Annotated in this window: 29 protein-coding genes; 23 read left to right on the top strand and 6 right to left on the bottom strand. The window is 68.9% G+C overall.

Features of this window, described 5'->3' with window-relative positions:
- The first annotated feature begins 8 nt into the window (after positions 1 to 8).
- Entirely contained in the window at positions 9 to 731 is a 723-nt protein-coding gene (locus tag MFM001_RS08740; protein ID WP_192886895.1) for a FadR/GntR family transcriptional regulator, read from the top strand.
- Between the two features lie 43 nt (positions 732 to 774).
- On the opposite strand, the gene MFM001_RS08735 is transcribed toward MFM001_RS08740, so the two are convergent.
- A complete protein-coding gene (locus MFM001_RS08735) occupies positions 775 to 1,569 on the bottom strand; it encodes a hypothetical protein (protein WP_116374869.1) in 795 nt (264 codons plus the stop codon).
- Positions 1,570 to 1,622: 53 nt separating this feature from the next.
- Here MFM001_RS08735 and MFM001_RS08730 point away from each other — a divergent pair, with 53 nt between their 5' ends.
- The 9 genes from MFM001_RS08730 to MFM001_RS08690 all read left to right on the top strand — a co-directional run bounded on the left by MFM001_RS08730 (position 1,623) and on the right by MFM001_RS08690 (position 9,066).
- Positions 1,623 to 2,642 carry a Ppx/GppA phosphatase family protein gene (locus MFM001_RS08730; RefSeq protein ID WP_116374868.1) on the top strand — a complete coding sequence of 340 codons (1,020 nt, stop codon included), beginning with the start codon at positions 1,623 to 1,625 and terminating at the stop codon, positions 2,640 to 2,642.
- The gene (locus MFM001_RS08725) at positions 2,639 to 3,649 is read left to right on the top strand and encodes a hypothetical protein (protein ID WP_116374867.1); all 1,011 of its coding nucleotides are present in this window, start codon (positions 2,639 to 2,641) and stop codon (positions 3,647 to 3,649) included. Before MFM001_RS08730 ends, MFM001_RS08725 begins: the two co-directional genes overlap by 4 nt.
- A gap of 7 nt (positions 3,650 to 3,656) precedes the next feature.
- Positions 3,657 to 4,493, top strand: coding sequence for a sugar phosphate isomerase/epimerase (locus MFM001_RS08720; protein ID WP_116374866.1), 837 nt, complete (start codon positions 3,657 to 3,659; stop codon positions 4,491 to 4,493).
- Positions 4,490 to 5,290, top strand: a complete 801-nt coding sequence (locus MFM001_RS08715) for a thioesterase family protein (RefSeq protein ID WP_116374865.1) — start codon at positions 4,490 to 4,492, stop codon at positions 5,288 to 5,290. The genes MFM001_RS08720 and MFM001_RS08715 overlap by 4 nt, the downstream gene beginning before the upstream one ends.
- A gap of 26 nt (positions 5,291 to 5,316) precedes the next feature.
- Entirely contained in the window at positions 5,317 to 6,192 is an 876-nt protein-coding gene (proC, locus tag MFM001_RS08710; RefSeq protein ID WP_192886894.1) for a pyrroline-5-carboxylate reductase, read from the top strand.
- Positions 6,193 to 6,330: 138 nt separating this feature from the next.
- Entirely contained in the window at positions 6,331 to 6,594 is a 264-nt protein-coding gene (locus tag MFM001_RS08705) for a helix-turn-helix domain-containing protein (protein WP_045383791.1), read from the top strand.
- Between the two features lie 124 nt (positions 6,595 to 6,718).
- On the top strand, positions 6,719 to 6,820 hold the full coding sequence (locus MFM001_RS08700) for a 30S ribosomal protein bS22 (RefSeq protein ID WP_003402602.1): 102 nt from the start codon (positions 6,719 to 6,721) through the stop codon (positions 6,818 to 6,820).
- Positions 6,821 to 6,889: 69 nt separating this feature from the next.
- Complete coding sequence (locus MFM001_RS08695; protein ID WP_116374863.1) at positions 6,890 to 7,993, top strand: SDR family oxidoreductase; 1,104 nt, start codon at positions 6,890 to 6,892, stop codon at positions 7,991 to 7,993.
- A gap of 5 nt (positions 7,994 to 7,998) precedes the next feature.
- Positions 7,999 to 9,066 carry a lysophospholipid acyltransferase family protein gene (locus tag MFM001_RS08690; protein WP_116374862.1) on the top strand — a complete coding sequence of 356 codons (1,068 nt, stop codon included), beginning with the start codon at positions 7,999 to 8,001 and terminating at the stop codon, positions 9,064 to 9,066.
- A gap of 22 nt (positions 9,067 to 9,088) precedes the next feature.
- Here MFM001_RS08690 and MFM001_RS08685 read toward each other — a convergent pair whose 3' ends face one another.
- From MFM001_RS08685 to MFM001_RS08675, 3 genes are all read right to left on the bottom strand, one after another.
- Complete coding sequence (locus MFM001_RS08685) at positions 9,089 to 9,955, bottom strand: cyclopropane mycolic acid synthase family methyltransferase (protein ID WP_116374861.1); 867 nt, start codon at positions 9,953 to 9,955, stop codon at positions 9,089 to 9,091.
- On the bottom strand, positions 9,948 to 10,502 hold the full coding sequence (locus MFM001_RS08680; RefSeq protein WP_116374860.1) for a MaoC family dehydratase N-terminal domain-containing protein: 555 nt from the start codon (positions 10,500 to 10,502) through the stop codon (positions 9,948 to 9,950). Before MFM001_RS08680 ends, MFM001_RS08685 begins: the two co-directional genes overlap by 8 nt.
- Positions 10,503 to 10,594: 92 nt before the next feature.
- The gene (locus MFM001_RS08675) at positions 10,595 to 11,500 is read right to left on the bottom strand and encodes an HAD family phosphatase (protein WP_116374859.1); all 906 of its coding nucleotides are present in this window, start codon (positions 11,498 to 11,500) and stop codon (positions 10,595 to 10,597) included.
- 41 nt (positions 11,501 to 11,541) lie between these two features.
- On the opposite strand from MFM001_RS08675, the gene MFM001_RS08670 reads away from it, so the two are divergent.
- The 10 genes from MFM001_RS08670 to MFM001_RS08625 all read left to right on the top strand — a co-directional run bounded on the left by MFM001_RS08670 (position 11,542) and on the right by MFM001_RS08625 (position 20,671).
- Positions 11,542 to 11,823 carry a glutaredoxin family protein gene (locus tag MFM001_RS08670; RefSeq protein WP_238159035.1) on the top strand — a complete coding sequence of 94 codons (282 nt, stop codon included), beginning with the start codon at positions 11,542 to 11,544 and terminating at the stop codon, positions 11,821 to 11,823.
- Between the two features lie 87 nt (positions 11,824 to 11,910).
- Positions 11,911 to 13,260 (top strand): glutamyl-tRNA reductase, encoded by a 1,350-nt coding sequence (locus MFM001_RS08665; protein WP_116374858.1) that lies wholly within the window; start codon positions 11,911 to 11,913, stop codon positions 13,258 to 13,260.
- Between the two features lie 13 nt (positions 13,261 to 13,273).
- Positions 13,274 to 14,200, top strand: coding sequence for a hydroxymethylbilane synthase (hemC, locus tag MFM001_RS08660; protein WP_116375075.1), 927 nt, complete (start codon positions 13,274 to 13,276; stop codon positions 14,198 to 14,200).
- Between the two features lie 25 nt (positions 14,201 to 14,225).
- A complete protein-coding gene (locus tag MFM001_RS08655) occupies positions 14,226 to 15,881 on the top strand; it encodes a bifunctional uroporphyrinogen-III C-methyltransferase/uroporphyrinogen-III synthase (RefSeq protein ID WP_116374857.1) in 1,656 nt (551 codons plus the stop codon).
- Positions 15,882 to 16,862 (top strand): porphobilinogen synthase, encoded by a 981-nt coding sequence (gene hemB / locus MFM001_RS08650; RefSeq protein WP_116374856.1) that lies wholly within the window; start codon positions 15,882 to 15,884, stop codon positions 16,860 to 16,862.
- Positions 16,859 to 17,323 (top strand): hypothetical protein, encoded by a 465-nt coding sequence (locus MFM001_RS08645; protein ID WP_371685458.1) that lies wholly within the window; start codon positions 16,859 to 16,861, stop codon positions 17,321 to 17,323. The genes hemB and MFM001_RS08645 overlap by 4 nt, the downstream gene beginning before the upstream one ends.
- Before the next feature lie 7 nt (positions 17,324 to 17,330).
- Complete coding sequence (locus MFM001_RS08640; protein ID WP_116374855.1) at positions 17,331 to 17,864, top strand: DUF3093 domain-containing protein; 534 nt, start codon at positions 17,331 to 17,333, stop codon at positions 17,862 to 17,864.
- The gene (locus tag MFM001_RS08635) at positions 17,851 to 18,105 is read left to right on the top strand and encodes a hypothetical protein (RefSeq protein ID WP_116374854.1); all 255 of its coding nucleotides are present in this window, start codon (positions 17,851 to 17,853) and stop codon (positions 18,103 to 18,105) included. The genes MFM001_RS08640 and MFM001_RS08635 overlap by 14 nt, the downstream gene beginning before the upstream one ends.
- A 9-nt stretch (positions 18,106 to 18,114) precedes the next feature.
- The gene (locus MFM001_RS08630; RefSeq protein ID WP_116374853.1) at positions 18,115 to 20,184 is read left to right on the top strand and encodes a cation-translocating P-type ATPase; all 2,070 of its coding nucleotides are present in this window, start codon (positions 18,115 to 18,117) and stop codon (positions 20,182 to 20,184) included.
- 184 nt (positions 20,185 to 20,368) lie between these two features.
- Positions 20,369 to 20,671, top strand: a complete 303-nt coding sequence (locus MFM001_RS08625; RefSeq protein WP_371685455.1) for a hypothetical protein — start codon at positions 20,369 to 20,371, stop codon at positions 20,669 to 20,671.
- Between the two features lie 67 nt (positions 20,672 to 20,738).
- On the opposite strand, the gene MFM001_RS08620 is transcribed toward MFM001_RS08625, so the two are convergent.
- The gene (locus MFM001_RS08620) at positions 20,739 to 21,593 is read right to left on the bottom strand and encodes an alpha/beta hydrolase family protein (protein ID WP_116374852.1); all 855 of its coding nucleotides are present in this window, start codon (positions 21,591 to 21,593) and stop codon (positions 20,739 to 20,741) included.
- Positions 21,594 to 21,667: 74 nt separating this feature from the next.
- Positions 21,668 to 22,450, bottom strand: coding sequence for a class I SAM-dependent methyltransferase (locus MFM001_RS08615; RefSeq protein WP_116374851.1), 783 nt, complete (start codon positions 22,448 to 22,450; stop codon positions 21,668 to 21,670).
- 102 nt (positions 22,451 to 22,552) lie between these two features.
- On the opposite strand from MFM001_RS08615, the gene MFM001_RS08610 reads away from it, so the two are divergent.
- From MFM001_RS08610 to MFM001_RS08600, 3 genes are all read left to right on the top strand, one after another.
- A complete protein-coding gene (locus tag MFM001_RS08610; RefSeq protein WP_116374850.1) occupies positions 22,553 to 23,401 on the top strand; it encodes an oxygenase MpaB family protein in 849 nt (282 codons plus the stop codon).
- The gene (locus MFM001_RS08605; protein WP_116374849.1) at positions 23,379 to 23,981 is read left to right on the top strand and encodes a TetR/AcrR family transcriptional regulator; all 603 of its coding nucleotides are present in this window, start codon (positions 23,379 to 23,381) and stop codon (positions 23,979 to 23,981) included. Before MFM001_RS08610 ends, MFM001_RS08605 begins: the two co-directional genes overlap by 23 nt.
- 130 nt (positions 23,982 to 24,111) lie before the next feature.
- Positions 24,112 to 24,408 (top strand): PE family protein, encoded by a 297-nt coding sequence (locus tag MFM001_RS08600; RefSeq protein ID WP_116374848.1) that lies wholly within the window; start codon positions 24,112 to 24,114, stop codon positions 24,406 to 24,408.
- Positions 24,409 to 24,411 lie beyond the last annotated feature (3 nt).

The raw sequence follows: 24,411 nt of genomic DNA, 5'->3' as shown, positions 1-24,411 counted from the left end.
TTGGACCAATGAACCAGTCAAGCCCGTTTCGTCCGCCGGATCGTCAGCGCCTCGACGAACAGATCGCCGCGTCGATCGCCGACGCCATCCTCGACGGCGCCTTCCCGCCCGGGTCGACGCTGCCGCCCGAGCGGGAACTCGCCGAGCAGTTCGGCGTCAACCGCACGTCGCTGCGGCAGGGGCTGGCGCGGCTGCAGCACATGGGGCTGATCGAGGCCCGGCAAGGCAGCGGCAACGTGGTTCGCGACCCCGGCGGCCTGACCCACCCCGCGGTAGTGGAGGCGCTGGTCCGCAAGCTGGGGCCGGATTTCCTGGTGGAGCTGCTGGAGCTGCGGGCGTCGTTCGGCGCGTTCATCGGCCGGCTGGCCGCCGAACGCGGCACACCCGACGACGCTCGGGCGCTGCGCGCGGCGCTCGCGGCGGTAGGCGAGGCGGAGACGTCCGAGGCCCGCCAAGAGGGCGACCTGGCGTTCTTCAGCGTGCTCATCCACGCCACCCGCAACCGGGCGCTGGGGCTGCTGTACCGCTGGGTCGAGCAGGCCTTCGGCGGCCGTGAACACGAGCTCACTGCCGCCTACGACGACGCCGACGCCGTGGTCACCGAGCTGCGAGCGATCACCGACGCGGTGCTCGCCCACGACGGCGGGACGGCCGCCCAGACCGTCGAGTCCTACCTGCGGGCCAGCGCACTACGGATGGTGGCGTCCTACAAGGAGACTTACCCCGGCTAGGCACGCGAGACTGCCCGCAACGCGCCCAGACTGCACAAAGCAGCTATTCAGCGAGTCGCGTCGCCGGGTGGACCGCGATGAGCCCTAATGAGCTGCGCCGCTTGCACATTGCGGCCAGTTCGGCGTAGGCCTTCTCGCCGAGCAGCTCGGTCAGTTCGGCGGCCAGGCTCTGCCACACCGGCTCTGCGCCGACGTGTGCGGCCGGATCGCCGGTGCAATACCAGTGCAGGTCGGCGCCGCCGGCGCCCCAACCGCGACGGTCGTATTCGGTGATCCAGGTCTTGAGGATCTCGCTGCCGTCGGGACGGGTCACCCATTCCTGGCTGCGCCGGATCGGCAGTTGCCAGCAGACGTCGGGCTTCATCGTCAGCGGATGCACACCCAGCCGCAGCGCCGCGGTGTGCAGTGCGCAGCCGGCGCCGGCCTTGAACCCGGGCCGGTTCAGGAAGATGCAGGCGCCCTTGTGTTTACGGGTGCGCCAGGCCTTCTCGCCGTCGTGCTCGTCGCGTTCCAGATAGCCCTTGGGGCCCAGGCCCTTCTCCCGGAACTGCCAGTCGTCGTCGTTCAGCTGTGCCACGGCGTCGTCGAGCCGGGCTCGGTCGTCGTCGTCGGACAAAAACGCGCCGTGCGAACAACATCCGTCGTCGGGGCGCCCTGCAACCGTGCCCTGACAGGCAGGGGTCCCGAACACGCACGTCCAGCGCGACAGCAACCAGGTCAGGTCCGCTGCGATCAGATGCTCGGGATTGTCCGGGTCGTAGAACTCGACCCATTCACGCGCAAAGTCCAATTCGACTTCGCCGGGGTGGTCTGGTTGCGAGGGGCTCACGTTTTCCAACCGTAGCGCTCATCGGTCGAAAGCCGGCAGAACACACGCAGTAGGTTGTCCCCGTGAGATTGGGTGTGCTCGACGTGGGCAGCAACACAGTCCATCTGCTCGTGGTGGACGCGCGCCGCGGCGGGCATCCGACGCCGATGAGTTCGACCAAGTCCGCTCTGCGGCTCGCCGAAGCCACCGACAGCTCCGGCAAGATCACCCGAAAAGGCGCCGACAAGCTGATTTCGACGATCGACGAGTTCAGCAAGATCGCGGTGAGCTCCGGCTGCGCCGAGCTGATGGCGTTCGCCACCTCCGCGGTCCGCGACGCGGAGAACTCCGAAGACGTGCTGGCCCGGGTCAAGGCCGAGACCGGGGTGGAGCTGCAGGTGCTGCGCGGGGTCGACGAGTCGCGGCTGACCTTCCTGGCGGTGCGCCGCTGGTACGGCTGGAGCGCCGGGCGGATCATCAACCTCGACATCGGCGGCGGCTCCCTGGAGCTGTCCAACGGCGTCGACGAGGAACCCGAGGTCGCCATGTCGCTGCCGCTCGGCGCCGGGCGGCTGACCCGCGAATGGTTGCAAGACGATCCGCCCGGCCGGCGACGGGTCGGCATGCTGCGGGATTGGCTGGACTCCGAGCTGGCCGAAGCCAGCGTGACGCTGCTAGACGCCGGCAGCCCAGACCTTGCCGTAGCAACGTCGAAAACGTTCCGCTCGCTGGCCCGGCTGACCGGCGCGGCGCCGTCCGCGGCGGGCCCGCGGGTGAAGCGGACATTGACCGCTAGCGGCCTCAGACAACTCATATCTTTCATCTCTAGGATGACCACGGCTGACCGAGCCGAACTGGAAGGAGTGAGTGCCGAGCGGGCGCCGCAAATCGTGGCGGGAGCTCTGGTGGCGGAGGCGAGTATGCGAGCGCTGTCGATAGAAACGGTGGACATCTGCCCGTGGGCGCTGCGGGAAGGTCTCATCTTGCGCAAACTTGACAGTGAAGCCGACGGAACCGCCCTCGTCGAGACTTCCGTGGGCGATGCTGGAAGCCAGCAAGCTGATCGGACTGCGGTTAGCCGATCGAGAGGCAGCACACCATGACTGGACCGAACGACAGCCCGGGCACCCGGCCGATCTCGGTGGCCGAGTTGCTCGCCAAGAACGGCACCATCGGCGCGCCGCCGCCGGCCGGACGCCGTCGCCGCCGTCGTGGCAACGACGACGCGGTGACCGTCGCCGAGCTGACCGGTGAGATCCCCGTCGTTGGTGCGGACGCCGAGCACGACGAGGCCGAGCGTCCCGGCCCGCGCTCACACGCCCGCCGCCCCAACGGCGCCACCCGGGTCGACGAGCCCGCTGCCGACGAAGCCCCGTACTGGTCCGAGCCGGAGCCGCGTTGGCCGGAATCCCCGCCGCAGCGGCCCCCGCAGGAAGCCCGCCCCGAGCGCAGTCCCTACCCCTTGCCGACGCGCAACTCCCGCGTCGATGACGACGAGCGTGCCGCCCGCCCCGCCGCGCAAGCCGGCGCCGAGGAGATGAACCCCGATCCGCTGGAGGATTACGCCGGCATGCCCGTCGACGTGATGGACACCGACGTGCGCGAGGCCGAACCGCCCACCGAGGACTCCGCCTACGTGCGCTCCTACCTCGGCCGGTTCCTGCGTGGCAAGACCGCCACCGACGACGTCGAGGCCGACGAGGACTACCCGGACATCGACGAACCCGACCTCGACGAGGCCGACGACTACACCGACATCGACTCGGACGTGGACTCCGACATCGACGAGGTCGCCGACGATCTGGCCGCCGACGATGCCGAAGACGCCTACGCGTGGCCGGACCGCACCGAAACCCTGGTGCACGGCGGTTTGATTGTGCTGCAGTCGATTTTGGCGGTCGCGTTCGGCGCCGGGCTGTTCATCGCCTTCGACCAGCTGTGGCGGTGGAACAACATCGTGGCGCTGGTGCTCTCGGTGCTGGTCATCCTCGGCTTGGTGGTCGGGGTTCGGGTGGTCCGCAAGACAGAGGACATCGGCAGCACGTTGATCGCGGTCGCGGTGGGGGCGCTGGTCACGTTGGGGCCCTTGGCATTGCTGCAGTCCGGCTAGCTGCTCAGTGCGCCCAGCCATCAAGGTCGGCCTGTCGACGGCCTCGGTCTACCCGATGAGGACCGAGGCCGCCTTCGAGTACGCGGCCAAGCTCGGCTACGACGGCGTCGAGCTGATGGTGTGGGGCGAGTCGGTCAGCCAAGACATCGCCGCCGTCGAGAAGCTTTCCCGGCGCTACCGGATGCCGGTGCTGTCGGTGCACGCGCCGTGTCTGCTGATCTCGCAGCGGGTTTGGGGGTCCAACCCGATACCGAAGCTGGAACGCAGCGTGCGGGCAGCCGAAAAGCTCGGCGCCCAAACCGTCGTCGTGCATCCGCCGTTCCGCTGGCAGCGGCGCTACGCCGAGGGATTCGCCGAACAGGTTGCCGCCCTTGAGGAATCCAGCGACGTGCTGGTGGCAGTGGAGAACATGTTCCCGTTCCGGGCGGACCGATTCTTCCGGCAGTCGATGGAACGGATGCGCAGACGAGGCGGCGGGCCGGGCCCGGCGATCTCCGCGTTCTCGCCGTCCTACGATCCGGTTGACGGCAATCACGCGCACTACACGCTGGACCTGTCGCACACGGCGACGGCGGGCAGCGACGCGCTGGACATGGCCCAGCGGATGGGTTCAGGCCTGGTGCACCTGCATCTGTGCGACGGCAGCGGGCTGCCGGCCGACGAGCATCTGGTGCCCGGTCGGGGCACCCAACCGGTGGTGGACGTGTGCCAGATGCTGGCCAGCGGGGACTTCGCCGGCCACGTCGTGCTGGAGGTGTCGACGTCGCGCGCGCGTTCCATCCACGAGCGCGAGGCGATGCTGGCCGAGTCGCTGCAATTCGCCCGAAAGCACCTGCTGCGATGAGCCTTCCGTTGTTCACCGAAGCCATGACGCTGCGCCAGACCGACACTGGTGTCTTCGAAGGCGAGCTCGACAAGAACTGGACGATCGGGCCCAAGGTGCACGGCGGGGCGATGCTGGCGTTGTGCGCCAACGCCGCCCGCACCGCCCACGGTGACGGCGTCGAGCCGGTGGCGGTGTCGGGCAGCTACCTGTGGGCGCCCGACCCCGGCCCGATGCAACTCACCACGTTAATTCGCAAGCGCGGCAGGCGAATCAGCGTGGTCGACGTCGAACTCAACCAGGGCGAGCGCACCGCCGTGCACGCCGTCGTCACCCTCGGCGAACCCGAACACCATGTGCCGCCGCTGCTTTCGGCCAACCCGGTGACCGAGCTGATGGCGCCGGAACCGCCGCCCGATATCGCGCCGATCGGTCCCGGTCATCCGATGGCCGGGCTGGTCCACCTGGCCGAGGGCTGCGACGTGCGACCGGTGGTCTCCACGCTCGAGCCCACCGACGGGCGGCCGCCGCTAATCCAGATGTGGGTGCGGCCGCGGGGGGTGGCGCCCGACGTGCTGTTTGCGCTGATGTGCGGCGACGTGTCGGCGCCGGTGAGTTTCGCGGTCGGGCGCACCGGCTGGGCGCCCACCGTGCAGCTCACCGCCTACCTGCGGGGCCTGCCGGCCGACGGATGGTTGCGCGTGCTGTGCACCTGCGTGCAGATCGGGCAGGACTGGTTCGACGAGGACCACACCGTCGTCGACTGCGAAGGCCGCATCGTCGTGCAGAGCCGCCAGCTGGCCATGGTGCCTCGCTGATAAGAAGGTCTGCCATGCTTGCCCACATGGCCAGAATCGCGATCATCGGCGGCGGCAGCATGGGTGAAGCCTTGCTCTCGGGCCTGCTGCGGTCCGGGCGGCAGGTCAAGGACCTGGTGGTGGCCGAGCGGCTGCCGGAGCGTGCCCGCTATCTTGCCGACACCTATTCGGTGCTGGTGACGTCGATGACCGACGCCGCGGAGAACGCGACGTTCGTCATCCTCGCGGTGAAACCCTCCGACGTCGAGGCGGCCATCACCGAGATCGCGCACGCGGCCGCCGAGGCCGACGGCGACAGCCCCGAGCAGGTGTTCATCACCGTCGCCGCCGGGGTCAGCACCGCCTACCTGGAATCGAAACTGCCGGCCGGCACTCCGGTGGTGCGGGCGATGCCCAACACGCCAGCGCTGGTCGGCGCCGGGGTCAGCGCGCTGGCCAAGGGCCGCTTCGTCACCCAGGAACAGCTCAAGGAGGTCGCCGCGCTGTTCGACTGCGTCGGCGCCGTGCTCACCGTCCCCGAGACGCAGATGGACGCCGTGACTGCGGTGTCCGGTTCCGGCCCGGCGTATTTCTTCCTGATGGTCGAGGCGCTGATCGACGCCGGTGTCGGGGTGGGGTTGAGCCGCCAGGTGGCCACCGAGCTGGTGGCCCAGACGATGGTCGGGTCGGCGGCGATGCTGCTGGAGCGGATGGAGCAGGACCGGGCGCCGGCCGGTGACGTCGCACCCGATCTCGGGGTGGACACGACGGCCGCGCGGCTGCGGGCCACGGTTACCTCGCCCGGCGGTACTACCGCTGCTGCGCTGCGGGAACTCGAGCGAGGGGGTTTGCGCAGCGCCGTCGACGACGCGGTCCGGGCCGCGAAAACCCGCTCTGAGCAGCTACGAATCACATCAGAGTAATTCATAAATTTTCCCTGAATTCCCCCCACCCGTCGCAGTAACCCCACTAGTACCGCTATTCTCCTGTGTGTATGCACGTGTGGGTGCCAGCGGAGGGGAAGCCGCTGGGACTGCGCGTGCCTGACTGATTGGGTTGCGATGACGTCTATGAACGGGCCATCGGCACGAGATTCAGCTGGCGGAAAATCGGCGCGGGACAGCGGTTCCCCCGACGGCCAGCAGCCCAGGACGCAATTTCTGACTGTGGCCGAAGTGGCGGCGTTGATGCGGGTCAGCAAGATGACGGTCTACCGGCTGGTTCACAACGGTGAACTGCCCGCGGTCCGCGTCGGGCGATCCTTCCGGGTGCACGCCAAGGCCGTGCACGACATGCTGGAGAGCTCCTACTTCGACGCCGGCTAGCCGGTCACCGCTTCCAGCCGCGGGCGCGCTGTCTCCCTAGGTGCACGGTCGGCGCTTTTCCGTTGCGCGCGGTCGCCCAGGTAGAGTGTGCGGGTTGTTGCACGGCCATAGGGATAGCGGGGTTATGGGCTCAGTAATCAAGAAGCGGCGCAAGAGGATGTCGAAGAAGAAGCACCGCAAGCTGCTTCGCCGCACCCGGGTGCAGCGCAGAAAACTCGGAAAGTAAATCTCGACTGGCCGCGAAAGGTCACTGTCAGGTAACGCCGCGGTAGCGTCGGGCCGTTAGGCTGTCGGAGTGGATTCGTCGGGCGGCGCCAGCGATACCGTGCACTATCCCAAAGTCGTATTGGTGACTGGCGCGTGCCGATTTCTGGGCGGCTACCTGACCGCCCGGCTGGCGCAGAACCCGTTGATCAACCGGGTCATCGCCGTCGACGCGATTGCGCCCAGCAAGGACATGCTGCGGCGGATGGGCCGCGCCGAATTCGTCCGCGCCGACATCCGCAACCCCTTTATCGCCAAGGTGATTCGAAACGGCGACGTCGACACGGTGGTGCACGCGGCGGCAGCGTCGTTCGCGCCGCGATCGGGCGGCGGCGCGGCGTTGAAGGAAATCAACGTGATGGGCGCGATGCAGTTGTTCGCGGCTTGTCAGAAGGCGCCGTCGGTGCGCCGCGTGGTGCTGAAGTCGACGTCGGAGGTCTACGGGTCCAGCCCGCACGACCCGGTGGTGTTCACCGAGGACAGCAGCAGCCGCCGGCCCTTCCGCGAGGGTTTTCCCAAGGACAGCCTCGACATCGAGGGCTATGTGCGCGGCCTGGGCCGCCGGCGGCCCGACATCTCGGTGACGATTCTGCGGCTGGCCAACATGATTGGGCCTGCGATGGACACCACGCTGTCGCGTTATCTGGCCGGCCCGCTGGTGCCTACCGTGGTCGGACGGGATGCCCGCCTGCAGTTACTGCACGAGCAGGACGCGCTCGGCGCGCTGGAGCGCGCCGCGATGGCCGGCAAGCCCGGCACGTTCAACATCGGCGCCGACGGGATCATCATGCTGTCGCAGGCGATCCGGCGGGCGGGCCGAATTCCGCTGCCGGTACCCGGATTCGGGCTGTGGATTCTCGATTCGCTGAGACGCGCTAATCGCTATACCGAAGTCAACCGCGAGCAACTCGACTTCCTCAGCTACGGCCGGGTAATGGACACAACACGGATGCGTGTCCAACTCGGCTACCAGCCCAAGTGGACGACGGCCGAAGCCTTCGATGACTACGTACGTGGTCGAGGTTTGACTCCCATTATCAAACCGGAGTTGGTAGTCTCCTTGGAGGGTCGGGCCGTGGCAGCAGCGCAGCGCTTTGGCAACTGGAACCCAATTCCATCGGTTTGGGGGAAGTAAATATCGTGGCGGGTGAGCCGAAGGCGAAAGTCATTCCGCTGCACACGAATCCGAGTCGTGCAGCCGCGCAGCGGCGGGCGGGCCAACGGACGCAGGCGTCGCGCCGGCATCCTTCGCTGTTGTCGGATCCCGGCGGGCGTGCGTCGGCCGAGCAGATCGCCGCCGTTGTCCGTGAGATCGACCAGCATCGTCGCGTCGCCGGCGCCAAACCGGAAACCGAAGCTGCCGGCAGCGACCTCGCGCAGCGCGTCGGCGCCGTCGCCGCATTTCTGCGTCAGCGGATCACCGGCGACTACAGCGTCGACGAGTTCGGGTTCGACCCACACTTCAACGACGCCATCGTGCGGCCTTTGCTGAGGTTCTTCTTCAGGTCGTGGTTCCGGGTCGACGTCAGCGGTATCGAGAATCTGCCGGAGGACGGTGCCGCGTTGGTCGTGGCCAACCACGCCGGGGTGCTGCCGTTCGACGGGTTGATGGCCTCGGTGGCCGTGCACGACGAGCACCCCGCGCATCGCGACTTGCGACTGCTGGCCGCCGACATGGTGTTCGACCTGCCGGTGATCGGCGAAGCCGCGCGCAAGGCCGGCCACACCATGGCCTGCACCACCGACGCCCACCGGCTGCTGGCCTCCGGCGAGCTCACCGCGGTGTTCCCGGAGGGCTACAAGGGCCTGGGCAAGAAATTCAAGGACCGCTACAAGCTGCAGCGGTTCGGCCGCGGCGGGTTCGTGTCGGCGGCGCTGCGCACCAAGGCGCCCATCGTGCCGTGCTCGATCGTCGGCTCCGAGGAGATCTATCCGATGGTGGCCGACGTCAAGTTGCTCGCGCGGCTGCTCGGCCTGCCGTACTTCCCGATCACCCCGCTGTTCCCGTTGGCCGGGCCGGCGGGCATGGTGCCGCTGCCGTCGAAGTGGCACATCGCGTTTGGCGAGCCGATCTCCACCACCGACTACGACGTTGCCGACGCCGACGACCCGATGGTCACCTTCGAGCTGACCGACCAGGTCCGCGAGACCATCCAGCAGACGCTGTATCGGCTGTTGGCCGGCCGACGCAACATGTTCTTCGGCTGAGTTTCTGCGTCTGTTCGCCGGGCTACGGCTTGACCAGCGTGAACTGGCATACGTCGGTGTAGCCCTCGCGGAACAGGTCCGCGCAACCGGTCAGGTACTTCATGTAGCGGTCGTAGACCTCTTGCGACTGGATCGCGATGGCCTCGTCCTTGCGGGCTTGCAGGTTCGCGGCCCAGATGTCCAGCGTGCGGGCGTAGTGCAACCGCAGCGGCTGTTTCTTGGTGAGCGTGAAGCCGGCCTTGGCGGCGTGCTCCTCGACCTCGGCCGCCTTCGGCAGATCCCCGCCCGGGAAGATCTCGTCCATGATGAACTTGATGAACCGCAGCTTGGTCATCGTGAGCGGCAGTCCGCGGTCGGCGAATTCCTCGTCGCTGGGCTTGATGATGGTGTGCAGCATCATCACCCCGCCGGCCGGCAGGACGTGATAGGCCATCTTGAAGAAGTCGTCGTAGCGGTCCCGGCCGAAGTGCTCGAACGCGCCGATCGACACGATCCGGTCCACCGGCTCGTCGAACTGCTCCCAGCCCTGCAGCCGCACCTGTTTGGAGCGCGGGCTGTCCATCGCGTCGAAGGACTTCTGCACGTGTGTGGCCTGGTTTTTGGACAGCGTCAGGCCGATCACGTTCACGTCGTACTTCTCGATCGCGCGGCGCAACGTCGCGCCCCAGCCGCAGCCGACGTCGAGCAGCGTCATACCGGCCTGCAGGCCGAGCTTGCCCAGCGACAGGTCGACCTTGGCGCGTTGCGCCTCTTCGAGCGTCATGTCGTCGCGCTCGAAGTACGCGCAGCTGTAGGTCTGTGACGGGTCGAGGAACAGCCGGTAGAAGTCGTCGGACAGGTCGTAGTGCGACTGGACGTCCTCGAAGTGCGGTGTGAGGTCGCTAGTCACTGGTCGTAGCCCCCTGAGTCGTAGCGGCAGCCACTTGGCCTCCGCCTCGGATCGATGCAATAGCAGCGATCGTCGCCTCCGCGTCGGCCTCCGGATGTGTCGACTCCCCGAGCATAGTGACGATGCTCGTGATCACGGGGTTGCCGTCGGCGTCGGTGACCTCGCTGCGGATCTCGGCGATCACGGTGCTGTGGGACTCGATGACCGAGTCCAGGTAGGTGTCGAAGAAGAGCCGGTCGCCGGCCAGGATCGGCCGGTGGTAGATGAACTTCTGGTCGCGGTGCAGCACCCGCGCGAGGTTGATCGGGATGTCGAACTTGGTGAAGACGTCCAGCTGCACCCGCCGCCCGGCGACTGCCAGGAACGTCAGCGACGCCACCAGCGCCGGGTAGCCGGCCTCGGCGGCGGCGGCCTCGTCGAAGTGGAGGGGGTGGTCGTCCTTGACCGATCGCGCGAACTCGCGGATCTTTTCCCGTCCGACGTCGAAGTAGTCGGGGAACCGGTAGTGGGTCCCGATGAGGTCTTGGGCGCCTTCGGGCACTGACATGCGCTGCTCTCCACTCCAGGTTGTCGCGCGGCTTGCGATCACCGCGAAGGATGCTCAGCGGCGCAGCTTATCAGCGGAATTGCCCTCGCGCGTTATCCGCGCTCGTGGCGACGCGACACGGCCGCCGCGAGGGCCCCGCCCGCCGCGCCCAGCGCCAGCGCGGACGGCACCCCGATGCGGGCGGCTTTGCGCGCGGTCCGGAAGTCGCGGATCTCCCAACCCCGCTCGCGGGCCAGGGCGCGCAGCCGGGCGTCGGGGTTGATCGCGACCGCGGTGCCGACCAGCGACAGCATCGGCACGTCGTTGTAGCTGTCCGAATAAGCGGTGCAGCGCCGCAGGTTCAGCCCCTCGCGGATCGCCAGCGACCGCACCGCGTGGGCCTTGCCGGTGCCGTGCAGGAGGTCGCCGACCAGCCTGCCGGTGAACACGCCGTCCACCGATTCGGCGACCGTGCCCAGCGCCCCGGTCAGACCGAGCCGACGAGCGATCGTCACCGCGAGCTCGTAGGGCGTGGCGGTGACCAGCCACACCTGCTGGCCCGCGTCGAGGTGCATCTGGGCCAGCTCGCGGGTGCCCGTCCAGATCTTGTCGGCGATGATCTCGTCGTAAATCTCCTCGCCGAGCGCGATCAGCTCGTCGGTCGACCGGCCTTCGATGAAGGCCAGCGCCTTGCGCCGGCCCGCGGCGACGTCGTTGCTGTTCTCCCGGCCGATGAGCTGAAACTTGGCCTGCGCGTAAATGAATCCGAGCACGTCGCGGTAGGTGAAGTATTTGCGGGCCGCCAGGCCACGGCCGAAATGCACCAGCGACGAACCTTGCACCAGCGTGTTGTCCACGTCGAAGAACGCGGCCGCGGTCAGGTCGACCGGCGGCTGCTCGGGGCCGGGCGCGGTGTCGTCGTGCAGGCCGTCGAGCGCGCGTTCGGCGCTGGCGTTGGACGCCAGCGCCTGGAGGTCATAGCGACCGGGCTGTCCATGGCCCGAGTCGGCAAAAGCCATCACGCAACAACACTATCCGGCAACTGCGCCACACTGGGGTCGTGGACCGCCCGCACGTGCAGCTGCTGACCCGCGACGGGTGCAGCATCTGTCAAAGCGCCTACCGCCAGTTGGCCGACCTGGCCGGCGAATTGGGGTTCGACCTGTCGGCCACCGATGTCGACGCCGCCGCGGCCGCCGGGAATCCCGCGCTGCGGGCCGAATTCGGCGACCGGCTGCCGGTGGTGCTGCTCGACGGGCGCGAGCACAGCTACTGGGAGGTCGACGAGGAACGGCTGCGTGCCGACCTCGCAGCGGGTCGTCGCCGATCGAACCAGCGGTGACAGAAATTTGGTAGCCCACCAGCCGAACGTTTACCGTGGAGAGCAGTTCTCCAGTGATAGCAAGGGAGCAGGCCAGGTGATTCAGCCGTGAGCGTCCTGCTCTTCGGTGTGTCACACCGCAGCGCACCGGTTTCCATTCTGGAACAGCTGGCGACCGACGAGTCCGACCAGATCAAAATCATCGACCAGGTGTTGCAGTCGCCACTGGTCACCGAGGCCATGGTGCTGTCCACCTGCAACCGGGTCGAGGTCTACGCGGTGGTCGACGCCTTCCACGGCGGCCTGTCGGTGATCGGGCAGGTGCTCTCCGAGCATTCCGGGATGTCACTGGGCGACCTGACCAAATACGCCTACGTCCGCTACAGCGAGGCCGCCGTCGAGCATCTGTTCGCGGTGGCCAGCGGCCTGGATTCGGCGGTGCTCGGCGAACAGCAGGTGCTCGGCCAGGTCCGCCGCGCGTATGCGACCGCCGAGGCCAACCGCACCGTCGGGCGGGTGCTGCACGAGCTGGCTCAGCGCGCGCTGGCGGTGGGCAAGCGGGTGCACAGCGAAACCGCGATCGACGCCGCTGGCGCGTCCGTGGTGTCGGTGGCGCTCGGCATGGCCGACGGCAAGTTGGGCAGCCTGAAAGGCAAGACCGCCGCGGTGATCGGCGCCGGGACGATGGGCGCGCTGGCCGCGGCGCACCTGACCCGCGCCGGCGTCGAGCACGTCCACGTCGTCAACCGGTCGCTGCCCCGCGCGCAGCGACTGGCCCGCAAGATCCGTGAAGCCGGCGCCCAAGCGGAAGCCTGGGCCCTGGACCGGCTCCCGGCGGCGCTGGCCGACGCCGACGTCGTCGTCAGCTGCACGGGCGCGGTGCGTCCGGTGGTGTCGCTGGCCGACGTGCACCACGCGCTGGCATCCGCCCGCCGCGACGAGACCACCCAGCCGCTGGTGATCTGCGACCTGGGCATGCCGCGCGACGTCGACCCTGCGGTGGCCGGCCTGCCCGGCGTCTGGGTCGTCGACATGGACCGCATCCAGCGGGAACCGTCGGCGCGGGCCGCGGCCGCCGACGCCGAAGCCGCGCGGCACATCGTCGCCGCCGAGGTCGCCACCTACCTGGCCGGCCAGCGGATGGCCGAGGTGACCCCGACCGTGACCGCGCTGCGCCAGCGCGCCGCCGACGTCGTCGAGGCGGAGTTGCTGCGGCTGGACAACCGGCTGCCGGGCCTCGAGGCCGCCCAGCGCGACGAGGTGGCCCGCACCGTACGTCGCGTGGTGGACAAGCTGCTGCACGCGCCGACCGTGCGGATCAAGCAGCTGGCCAGCGCGCCCGGCGGCGACAGCTACGCCGAGGCGCTGCGCGAGCTGTTCGAACTCGACCAGACGGCTGTCGACGCCGTGGCCACCGCAGGCGAATTGCCTACGGTCACAACTGATTCGGGTGAGTAGCCGCTTGGCCGACGTGATCCGGATTGGCACGCGGGGCAGCCTGTTGGCCACCACCCAGGCCGGTGGCGTCCGCGATGCTCTGACCGCCAATGGCCATCCCGCGGAGCTCGTCACGATCAGCACCGAGGGCGATCGCTCGACCGATTCGATCGCCAGCATCGGCGTCGGGGTGTTCACCGCCGCGCTGCGGGAGGCCATCCTGGAGGGCGGCGTCGACGCCGCGGTGCACTCCCACAAAGATTTGCCGACGGCCGACGATCCGCGGTTCACCGTGGCGGCGATACCACCCCGCGAAGACCCGCGAGACGCCGTGGTAGCCCGCGACGGGCTGGTGCTGGCGGAGTTGCCGACGGGCTCGGTGGTGGGCACTTCGTCGCCGCGAAGGGCCGCACAGCTTAGAGCACTGGGTCTCGGTTTGGAAATCCGCCCCCTAAGAGGCAACCTAGATACCAGGTTGAACAGGGTAAGCAGCGGTGATCTCGACGCGATCGTGGTGGCCAGGGCGGGTTTGGCCCGGCTGGGCCGACTCGGCGCCGTCACCGAGACGCTGGAGCCGGTCCAGATGTTGCCGGCACCGGCTCAGGGGGCGCTGGCCGTCGAGTGCCGCGCCGGGGACACCGGTCTGGCGGCACTGTTGGCGGAGCTCGACGACGCCGACACCCGCGCGGCCGTCACCGCCGAGCGTGCCCTGCTCGCCGAACTGGAGGCGGGTTGCTCCGCGCCGGTGGGCGCGATCGCCGAGGTGGTCGAGTCCATCGACGAGGACGGCCGCGTCTTCGAGGAGCTGTCGCTGCGCAGCTGCGTGGCGGCGCTGGACGGATCCGACGTGATCCGCGCATCCGGTGTCGGCAGTCCGGATCGGGCACGGGAGCTGGGGCTCTCGGTGGCCGAGGAGCTGTTCGCGCTGGGCGCACGGGAACTCATGTCGGGGGCGCGGTGAAAACCCGCGCGAGGAGGAATGACAAATGACGACGCGAGGGCGTAAGCCGAAGCCGGGCCGCATCACGTTCGTGGGCTCTGGTCCTGGGGACCCGGGCCTGCTGACGACGCGGGCCGCGACGGCGCTGGCCAATGCCGCCCTGGTGTTCACCGACCCTGACGTGCCGGAGTCGGTGCTGGCGCTGATCGGCAAGGACCTGCCGCCGGTGTCCGGGCCGGCGCCCGCCGAGCCGGGCCCCGACGCCCCGGAGGGCGCCGCCGACGATCCGGCCGCCGCCGCGGTGGTGTCCGTCGGGCCCGACATCCGGCCGGCTCTCGGTGATCCGGCCGAGGTGGCCAAAACGCTTGTCGCCGAAGCTCGTTCGGGACACGACGTGGTGCGGCTGGTGGCCGGCGACCCGCTGTCGGTGGATGCCGTCATCACCGAGGTGAGCGCGGTGGCGCGCAGCCACCTGCACTTCGAGATCGTGCCGGGGCTGGCCGCCAGCTCCGCGGTGCCGGCGTACGCCGGGTTGCCGCTGGGCTCGTCGCACACTGTTGCCGACGTGCGCGGTGACGTGGACTGGGCGGCGCTGGCCGCGGCGCCGGGCCCGCTGATCCTGCAGGCCACCGCATCTCACGTGGCCGACGCGGCGCGCACGCTGATCGAATACGGGCTGACCGAGTCGACGCCGTGCGTGGTGACGGGCTCGGGCACCACCTGCGCGCAGCGTTCGGTGGAGTCGACGCTGGGCACGCTGACCGACGGCGCGCCGCTGGGCGGCACCGACCCCGCCGGCCCGCTGACCGGCGCCGTGGTGGTGACGATCGGCAAGACCGTGGCCAACCGGGCCAAGCTGAACTGGTGGGAGAGCCGCGCGCTGTACGGCTGGACCGTGCTGGTGCCGCGGACGAAGGACCAGGCCGGCGAGATGAGCGAGCGGCTGACCGCGCACGGCGCGCTGCCGATCGAGGTGCCGACCATCGCCGTCGAGCCGCCGCGCAGCCCCGCGCAGATGGAGCGCGCGGTCAAGGGTCTGGTCGACGGCCGCTACCAGTGGGTGGTGTTCACCTCCACCAACGCGGTGCGCGCGGTGTGGGAGAAGTTCGGCGAATTCGGCCTCGACGCGCGCGCCTTCTCCGGCGTGAAGATCGCCTGCGTGGGCGAGGCGACGGCCGACCGGGTTCGCGCGTTCGGGATCAGCCCCGAGCTGGTGCCGTCGGGTGAGCAGTCCTCGCTGGGGCTGCTCGACGAATTCCCGCCCTACGACAGCGTTTTCGACCCGGTGAACCGGGTGCTGCTGCCGCGGGCCGACATCGCCACCGAGACGCTGGCCGAGGGGCTGCGCGAAAGAGGTTGGGAGATCGAGGATGTCACCGCTTACCGGACGGTGCGGGCAGCCCCGCCGCCGGCGGAAACCCGGGAGATGATCAAGACCGGTGGTTTCGACGCGGTGTGCTTCACGTCGAGCTCGACCGTGCGCAACCTGGTCGGCATCGCCGGCAAGCCGCATGCCCGCACCATCGTCGCCTGCATCGGTCCCAAAACCGCTGAGACCGCAGCGGAATTCGGTTTGCGGGTCGACGTGCAGCCGGAGACCGCCGCGGTGGGCCCGCTGATCGAGGCGCTGGCCGAGCATGCCGCCCGGCTGCGCGCCGAGGGTGCGCTGCCGCCGCCACGTAAGAAGAGCCGCAGGCGCTAGATGGCCTACCCCCGGCAGCGTCCGCGTCGGCTTAGGTCGACCCCGGCGATGCGCCGGCTGGTGGCGCAAACCTCGCTGGAGCCACGGCATTTGGTGTTGCCGATGTTCGTTGCCGACGGCATCTCCGAGCCGCGACCGATCGCGTCGATGCCCGGTGTGGTGCAGCACACCCGCGACTCGCTGCGCGCAGCCGCCGCCGAAGCGGTGGAAGCCGGCGTGGGCGGGCTGATGCTGTTCGGCGTGCCCCGCGACGAGGACAAGGACGCTGCCGGATCGGTCGGTTCCGATCCCGACGGCGTCCTCAACGTCGCGCTGCGGGATTTGGCCAAGGATCTCGGTGAGGCCACCGTGCTGATGGCCGACACCTGCCTCGACGAGTTCACCGACCACGGCCACTGCGGGGTGCTCGACGAACGCGGCCGGGTCGACAACGACGCTACACTGGCTCGCTATGTGGAACTGGCTGTGGCGCAAGCAGATTCGGGAGCCCAAGTGGTAGGGCCGAGCGGAATGATGGACGGCCAGGTCGCCGCCATCCGCGACGGCCTGGACGCCGCCGGTCACACCGACGTGGTGATCCTGGCGTATGCCGCCAAGTTCGCGTCGGCCTTCTACGGGCCGTTCCGCGAGGCGGTGAGCTCGAGCCTGTCCGGTGACCGTCGCACCTATCAGCAGGAGCCGGGCAACGCCCGCGAGGCGCTGCGCGAGGTGCAGCTCGATCTCGACGAGGGCGCCGACATCGTGATGGTCAAACCCGCTCTTGCCTACCTCGACATCGTGGCGGCCGCCGCGGACCTGTCGCCGGTCCCGGTCGCGGCCTACCAGGTGTCGGGGGAGTACGCGATGATCTCGGCCGCCGCGGACAACGGGTGGATCGACCGCCGCGCGGCGGTGCTGGAGTCGCTGACCGGCATTCGGCGGGCGGGCGCGGACATCGTGCTGAGCTACTGGGCCGCCGAGGCGGCCGGCTGGCTGTCGTGAGTGGACCGCCGAGCTGGCCGGGTTCGCCGCCGGGACCGCCCGGCCCGCCGCAGGCCCAGGAGCCGCCCACCCGGCCCGTCGACGTCGACACCGGGTTCTGGCTGTGGCTGGCGGCGTTGCCGCTGATGGTGATCGGCTACGTGGTGGACCTGGTCGCCTCTCGGCACGGTCACGGCTCGCCGATCGTCTACGCCGCATCGGGGCTGTTCGCGGCGGTGGTGTGCGCAATCGTGGTGACGTTCTTATTCCTGATGCGCGCCGGCTATCGCTGGGCCCGCACGGTGTTGACCGGCGGCGGCATCGCCGCGGTCGTGTACGTCGGCACCCGGTTGTTCAGCGTGGACTGGCCGCCGCTGGCCGCGGTGATCTGCGCAGTCACCGGGATCGTCGGCTGCGTGCTGATCGCCGGGGGTATGTTCTTGCTGCACCGCAGCGACGCCCACGCCTACTTCACCAGGTGAGCCTTCAGTGACCACAGACACCGACACCAAGCAAACTCCGTTGTTCCGCGAGCCCGGGGCCAGCTGGTACTGGGTGCTGACCGGCCCGCTCGCGGCGGGGGCCATGCTGCTGATCGAACATTCCAGCGGCTACGGCTGGCAGCCGCTGGTCCCGGGCGTCTTTCTGGTGCTGGTGTCCGGGTTCGTGGCGTTGCAGGTGAAGGCCGCACGCATCCACACCTCGGTCGAGCTGACCCCGCAGACGCTGCGCCAGGGCACCGAGACCATCAAGGTGGCCGAGATCGTGCGGGTCTTCCCGGAGGCCGGGCATCCGCAGGCCACCGAACAGGAAGCGGCGCGCTGGCAGTCGTCGCGCGCGCTCGGCGAGCTCGTCGGCGTTCCGAAGGGCCGGGTGGGCATCGGGCTGCGGCTCACCCACGGCCGCACCGCGCAGGCCTGGGCGCGGCGGCACAAGTCGCTGCGGGCGGCGCTGACCCCGCTGGTCGAGGAGCGGGTCGGGGTCGACGACGACGAGGACGGTCGCGCCGGTGAGCGCCGGTAGCCGCGCCGTCGTCGAACTCGTGCTGGCCTGCGCCGCGGTTTTCGGTTGCGTGACGGCGTGGTCGCAGGTGCGCTCCACCGTGTCGGTCGCGCCGGTGCTCGACGGTCAGCCGGTCACCACGTCGGTGGTCTATGACCCGCCGCTGCTGCTGCTGACCCTGCTGCTGGCCACGGCGGCCGGCGTGCTGGCCGTGGTCGGCGTTGCCAACCTGCGACGGGCCCGGAACAGCTCTACCCGGTAGAACCGAAGTATGCCCACCACCGACCTCGAGTTGCGCGGCATGAGCTGCGCGTCGTGCGCTGCGCGGGTCGAGCGGGGCCTCAACGAGCTCGCCGGTGTGCGCGCGACGGTGAACTTCGCGGTCGAACGCGCCCACGTCGAGCACGGTCCGGCGGTGTCGGCCCGTGACCTGATCCGCGCGGTGGAATCGGCCGGCTATCAGGCCTCGGTGAGCCGCGAGCCCGCCGCCGACGAGGCGCCCGAGGCTCGGCTGCCGGCCCGGTTGATCGGCTCTGCGGCGCTGGCGATTCCGGTCGTCGCGCTGTCGATGGTGCCGGGATGGCAGTTCCCCGGCTGGCAGTGGCTGGTCCTGGCGCTGACGACGCCGATCGTGGCCTGGGGTGGCTACCCGTTCCACCGGGCCGCGCTGGCCGGCGCCCGGCATGGCGCGTCGACGATGGACACGCTGGTGTCGCTGGGCACGCTGGCCGCCTACCTGTGGTCGGCGGTCGCGGTGCTCACCGGCAGCGGCCACCTGTACTTCGAGGTCGCCGCGGCCGTGACGGTGTTCCTGCTGGCCGGCCGGTACGCCGAGTCGCGGTCCAAGCGGGCGGCCGGCGCGGCGCTGCGGGCGCTGCTGACGCTGGGCGCCAAGGACGCCGCCGTGCTGCGCGACGGCGCCGAGGTGCGGGTGCCGGTGGCCGAGCTGCACGTCGACGACGTGTTCGTGGTCCGGCCGGGCGAACGGGTCGCCACCGACGGCATCGTCGTCGACGGGGCCTCCGCGCTGGACACCTCGGCGCTGACCGGCGAGCCGGTGCCCGTCGACGTCGGCCCGGGCGACGAAGTGCTCGGCGGCGCCGTGAACACCTACGGCCGCGTGCTGGTCCGCGCGGTCAAGGTGGGCGCCGACACACAGCTGGCCCGGATGGCCAGGCTGGTGGCCGACGCGCAAAACGGCAAGGCATCCATCCAGCGGCTCGCCGATCGGGTCTCGGCGGTGTTCGTGCCCGCCGTGCTGGCGATCGCCGCGGCGACGCTGGCCGGCTGGCTGCTGGCCGGGCAGCCCGCCGCCGCGGCGTTCACCGCGGCCGTCGCGGTGCTGATCATCGCCTGCCCGTGTGCGCTGGGCCTGGCCACTCCGACCGCCATCCTGGTCGGCACCGGGCGCGGCGCGCAGCTGGGCATCCTGATCAAGGACCCGCAGGTGCTCGAGGCCGTGCACGGCGTCGACACCGTCGTGCTGGACAAGACCGGAACCGTGACCACCGGCGTCATGACCGTCGACGCGGTCGAGCCCGCCGCGGGGGAGGACGCCGACACCGTGCTGGCCCGCGCCGCAGCGGTCGAGTCGGCCTCCGAGCATCCGGTCGCCGCGGCGATCGTCGCCGCCGCGACAGACGTGGCACCGGTCGCCAACTTCGTCAACGATCCCGGCACCGGGGTCAGCGGCGACGTCGACGGCGTGACGGTCAGCGTGGTCAAGGCCGGCCAGTCCGACGGGCGCACCAGCGTCGAGGTCATCTGGGACGATCAGGTGCGCGGTGTCATCCGGCTGGTCGACGTCGTGAAACCGACCAGCGCACAAGCGGTTTCGCAGCTGCGGGCCATGGGCATCCGGCCGGTGCTGCTCACCGGCGACAACGCCGCCGTCGCGCACCGGGTCGCCGCCGAGGTCGGCATCGACCCAGCGGACGTGATCGCCGAAGTGCTGCCGACCGACAAGGCGGACGCCGTCAAAAGCCTGCAGTCACAAGGCCTTCGGGTGGCGATGGTCGGCGACGGCGTCAACGACTCAGTGGCGCTGGCCACCGCCGACATCGGCATGGCGATGGGCACCGGCACCGACGCCGCGATCGAGGCCGGCGACCTGACGCTGGTGCGCGGCGACCTGCGCACGGTGCCGACGGCGCTGGCACTGTCGGCGCGCACGCTGCGGACCATCCGGGCCAACCTGTTCTGGGCGTTCGGCTACAACGTGGCGGCCATCCCGCTGGCGGCGCTGGGCCTGCTCAACCCGATGATCGCCGGCGCGGCAATGGCCTGCTCGTCGGTGCTGGTGGTGGCAAACAGCCTGCGGCTGCGGCGATTCGGCCGCTGACGGTTTTAGGCGGCCTTCGGCAAAGAAATTGGATTGTCGGAATTGTGCGATGCAATCGAATTGCCTGTGTATTGTCGCGGCTAATGGGCTCCAATAGCCGGGTGACGAAACGGGATTAGGGAGGAATTCAGTGAGTTCTGTACGGTTCCCTGGTGTTCGTCGCGGTGTGGCGAAGGCGGCGGTCGTGAGTACTTTGGTGGGCGCGCCTGCCATCGCGGCGGTCGTCCCTGCGGGCGCCGATCCTGCCAATCCCGACCCGTTCAACCCGGGCGATTGCATCGCGAACGCGAGTGCTGTTTGCAATATCGGTCCCTATGGCCCCAATAGCCTTACTAATCCGGCGAACATCAATAGCCCGTTGAATCCGGACAGCCCGTTGAATCCGGCCAGCCCGATGAACCCGGATAATCCGGCCAATCCGATGAGTCCGATGAACCCGATGAGTCCGATGAACCCCATCAACACCGGTGGCCCCGGCTCGATCTGATCCGGGCCGGCGACACAGCGCCCAGCGCATCGAGACTGTGCAGGCTGAGCAAGCGAGCGGCGTCCCGTCAGGAGTCCAGCCAGGCCAGCTCGTCCGGGAGGTGCTGGCGCCAGAAGTCCGCGTCGTGCCCGCCCGGGTAGAACCCGCCGGCCGGTGGCGTGGGTAACTCGTTGACGAATTGCCGGGTCGCCACATAGAAACCGTCGCCGGTGCCGCAGTCGACACGGAGCGGGATCCCCGCCAGCTGCGGCACCAGGTCCATCGCCGAGTTCTTGCGCCAATCGTCGAGGCTGTCGAAGGCGTCGTGCGGTGCACCCCAATACGTCAGGTAAATCGCCGGGCTGATCGCACAGATTGCCGCGGTGCGTGCCGGACCCAGCCGGGATCCCAGCAGCAGGGCGCCGTACCCGCCCATCGACCAGCCCATGAAGGCCACCCGTGAGGTGTCGATGTTTTTGGTGGCCAGCATCGGGATCAGCTCGTTCAACACCATCGCGCCGGAGTCCTGGCCGTTGGCTCGCCGGCGCCAGAAGTTGTTGCCGCCGTCGACGCTGATGACCGCGAACGGCGGCCGGCCGGATGCGACCAGCCGCGCCAGCGCGTCCTCCACGCCGAGGCTCATCACGCCCGCGGCGTCGCTGTCCATCCCGTGCAGGGCGATCACCGGTCGCAAGACGCCGGTCTGGCCCGGCGGGCGGGCGATGATCCATTTGGTCTCGACGCCGCCGCGGGCCGCCGAGACGAACGAGCCGGTCTCGCGCGTGGGCAGTGGGCTGGCTGCCGATGCCGGTCCGGGGTCGGGAGAGGCAGCGGGTTTCGGTGGATCGAGCAGAGCGCCCAGCGCGGTCAACCCCGCTGTACCTAAACCCACCGCCCCGGCGATTCCTAGCTGCAGCGCGTCGCGGCGGGTCAGCGATTTCACCAGCGCATCATGCCAAGCGGACGACGGCGGCAGGTCTCACCGCGTCACCTATCCGACAACAGCCTGGTAACGGCTCAGTCCTCGATGCCGTGGGTTTCCAGGAAGTCGTCGGGCAGCGGGGCGGTCAACCGGCCGACCAGCGCGTAATAGAACAGCTGGGTGCCTTCCATGGAAAGCCGGTGGCGGTAAAGCTCGAGATGATAGATGTCGAGGTATTTCGAGAAAATCAGCGCGCGCACTAATCGGGAAAATCCGGTCTGCTCGTCGGCGTCCAAAAATGACTGCTTGATATTGAACGCCAGCCAGCCGCGGGGCTGGATGAGCCGTAACGCATTGAAAAATGCGCGCGGCGGAATATCGCCGAATCCCAGCGCCGCCACACAGGTCAGGCAGTCGAAGCTCCACTCCGAGAGTTCGTCGCGCAGGCCCGGGTCGGGATCGCCGAGATCCGCGACGTAGTAGGCGTCGTACACGGTGGGCCGGTCGCGGTAGGCGGCATCACGCGCCTCCGGGACGATGTCGACGCCGACCAGCCGGGCGATGCCTTCCTGCTTCAGCTCGTCGCCCATCATGCCGTTGCCGGCGCCCAGATCCAGCACCCGCAATTCGGTGAGCGGCTCGCGGGCGGTGTGCAGGGCCCGCTCGAGCAGTTCCATCACCTTGCCGGGCGAATTGCAGCGAAGCCGGCCGTAGAACAGCTCCTCGTAGAGCCCCGGACGTTTGTAAATTTCCGCGTAATCGTGAAAGCGTAAGCGCCGCGGCTTGCCGTCTTCGATCAGTTTGAATAAGACTTCGTCTTGAGCAAGTCGTTCGGAATTCGCGGGTGGAAACTGAATTCGATAGATTTGCGAAGGCATCGCGCGATTTTAACACTCGACGTAATTGTTTCGTTATTCGGGGGCGGCTGCCCGTCGGCCCCGGGGTTGGTACAAAGGTCAGAATGTGTAACACTGTGTCACATGACTGAGCTCGCTGAGACGCAGCTGGACGCCTTGCCGCTGGGCCCGGAGTCGCTGGTGTGGCGCTACTTCGGCGACAACCGCATGTTTTTGATCGGTCCGCGGCCGGCGGTGCTGCAGAACATGCTCGCCGAGCTCGGGCAGGGCGTGCTGGATCACTCGGTGTTCTTCTCCGACACCGCAGCCCGCGTCAAACGCTCGCTGCCGCCGATCTTCATGACCGTCTACGGCTCCGACAACGACCATCCCGGCCAGCAGGTGCGCGACTTCCACCACGAGATCAAGGGCCGCATGCCGGACGGGGAGCGCTACCACGCCCTCGACCCGGAGACCTACTACTGGGCGCACGCCACCTTCGTCGAGCAGGTGCTCTACTTCGCCGACACATTCGTCAAACGCCTCAGCCGCGCCGAAAAAGAACAGATCTACCTCGAGTCGAAGACCTGGTATCGCCGTTACGGAGTCAGCGATCGGGCGATGCCGGCCGACTACGCAGAGTTCGAAAAATACTGGAACGGCATGCTCGACAACGTCGTGGTGGCGCACAAGACCGCCCAATACGGCGTCGGCTACGTCACCAAGGGCTTCCCGTGCCCGAAAGGGGTGCCGCCGCTGGTGTGGCGGCTGGTGTCGCCGGTGTTCAACCCGGTCGCGGCGTTCCTGACGACGGGCGGCCTGCCGCCGCAGGCCCGCGCCCTGCTGAACCTGCCGTGGAGCGAACGTCAGGAGCGTCGCTATCAGCGTTTCGCGGCGGTGTGGCGCTCGCGGCCGGTCAACTGGCTGTGGGAGCATCTGCCGATGCGGTTGCGCTACAACAGGTTTGCCCGTGCCGGATACTCCCGGGCCTGATCCCGCCACCCGCGCCATCCTCGACGCCGCCGTCGTCGAGTTCGAGCGGCATGGCTTCCGGCGGGTCGCGCTCGACGACGTAGCCCGCCGCGCCCGGGTCAGCCGCACCACGATCTACCGCCGCTTCGCCAACCGCGACGAGCTGGTCGCCGCCGTCATCGACCGGGAGAACGCGGTGCTGTTCGCCGACATCGCCGACGAGCTGAAAAACCGCCGCCCACAATCGAATTACTATGTGGAGGCGTTCACGCTGTCGATCATGCGGTTTCGCCAGCACAGGGTGCTGACCCGGATGCTCGCCGACGAGCCTGGGCTGATGCTCGAACTGGCGCAGCAGCATTGGGGCGCCGCGGTCGAGCGGATGGCCGCCGCCCTGCGGGTGATCTTCCCCGACGGGTTCGCGGATCGCATCGGCGAGCCGGCGGTCGACGAACTCGCGGAGACGATCCTGCGCTACGCGGCGATCGTGCTGTTATTGCCCAGCCGCCAACCGTTGGCCAGCGCCGACGACGTCCGCGCCTTTGCCGCCGAGCACTTTCTGCCCAGCCTGCCCGCCGTGTTGCGCGCCCTGCCGGTATAGATCCTTGCCGGGGCAAACCCGGCCGGTATCAGCGACACGCTCCTCAACTCCCGCGAGCGGGGTTAGCTACTAGGTGGGTACTCGACCCGTGCGCTCCGGCGCAGACCCACATTCCAGAGGAGGAGAAGACATGTCGTTCGTGACCACACAGCCCGAAATGTTGACAGCGGCGGCCGACAGCCTGGCCGGCATCGGCTCGGCAGTGGCCACCCAGAACGCGGCCGCGGCCGCTCCCACCGCGGTGGTCCCGGCCGCCGCCGATGAAGTATCGGCAGCGGTGGCGGCGCAGTTCGCGGCACATGCCGCGAACTATCAGGCTGTCAGCGCCCAGGCGGCGGCGGTTCACGACATGTTCGTTGCCACGTTGAGCGCCAGCGCGGGTGCCTATGCAGCCACCGAATCCGCCAACGCGGTAGCTGCGAGCTGACGG

It is taken from the genome of Mycobacterium sp. MFM001 (assembly GCF_003402475.1).
Classification (GTDB): domain Bacteria; phylum Actinomycetota; class Actinomycetes; order Mycobacteriales; family Mycobacteriaceae; genus Mycobacterium.
The sequence above is the reverse complement of the archived record's forward strand: the minus strand, read 5'-3'. Positions and strand labels throughout refer to the sequence as shown.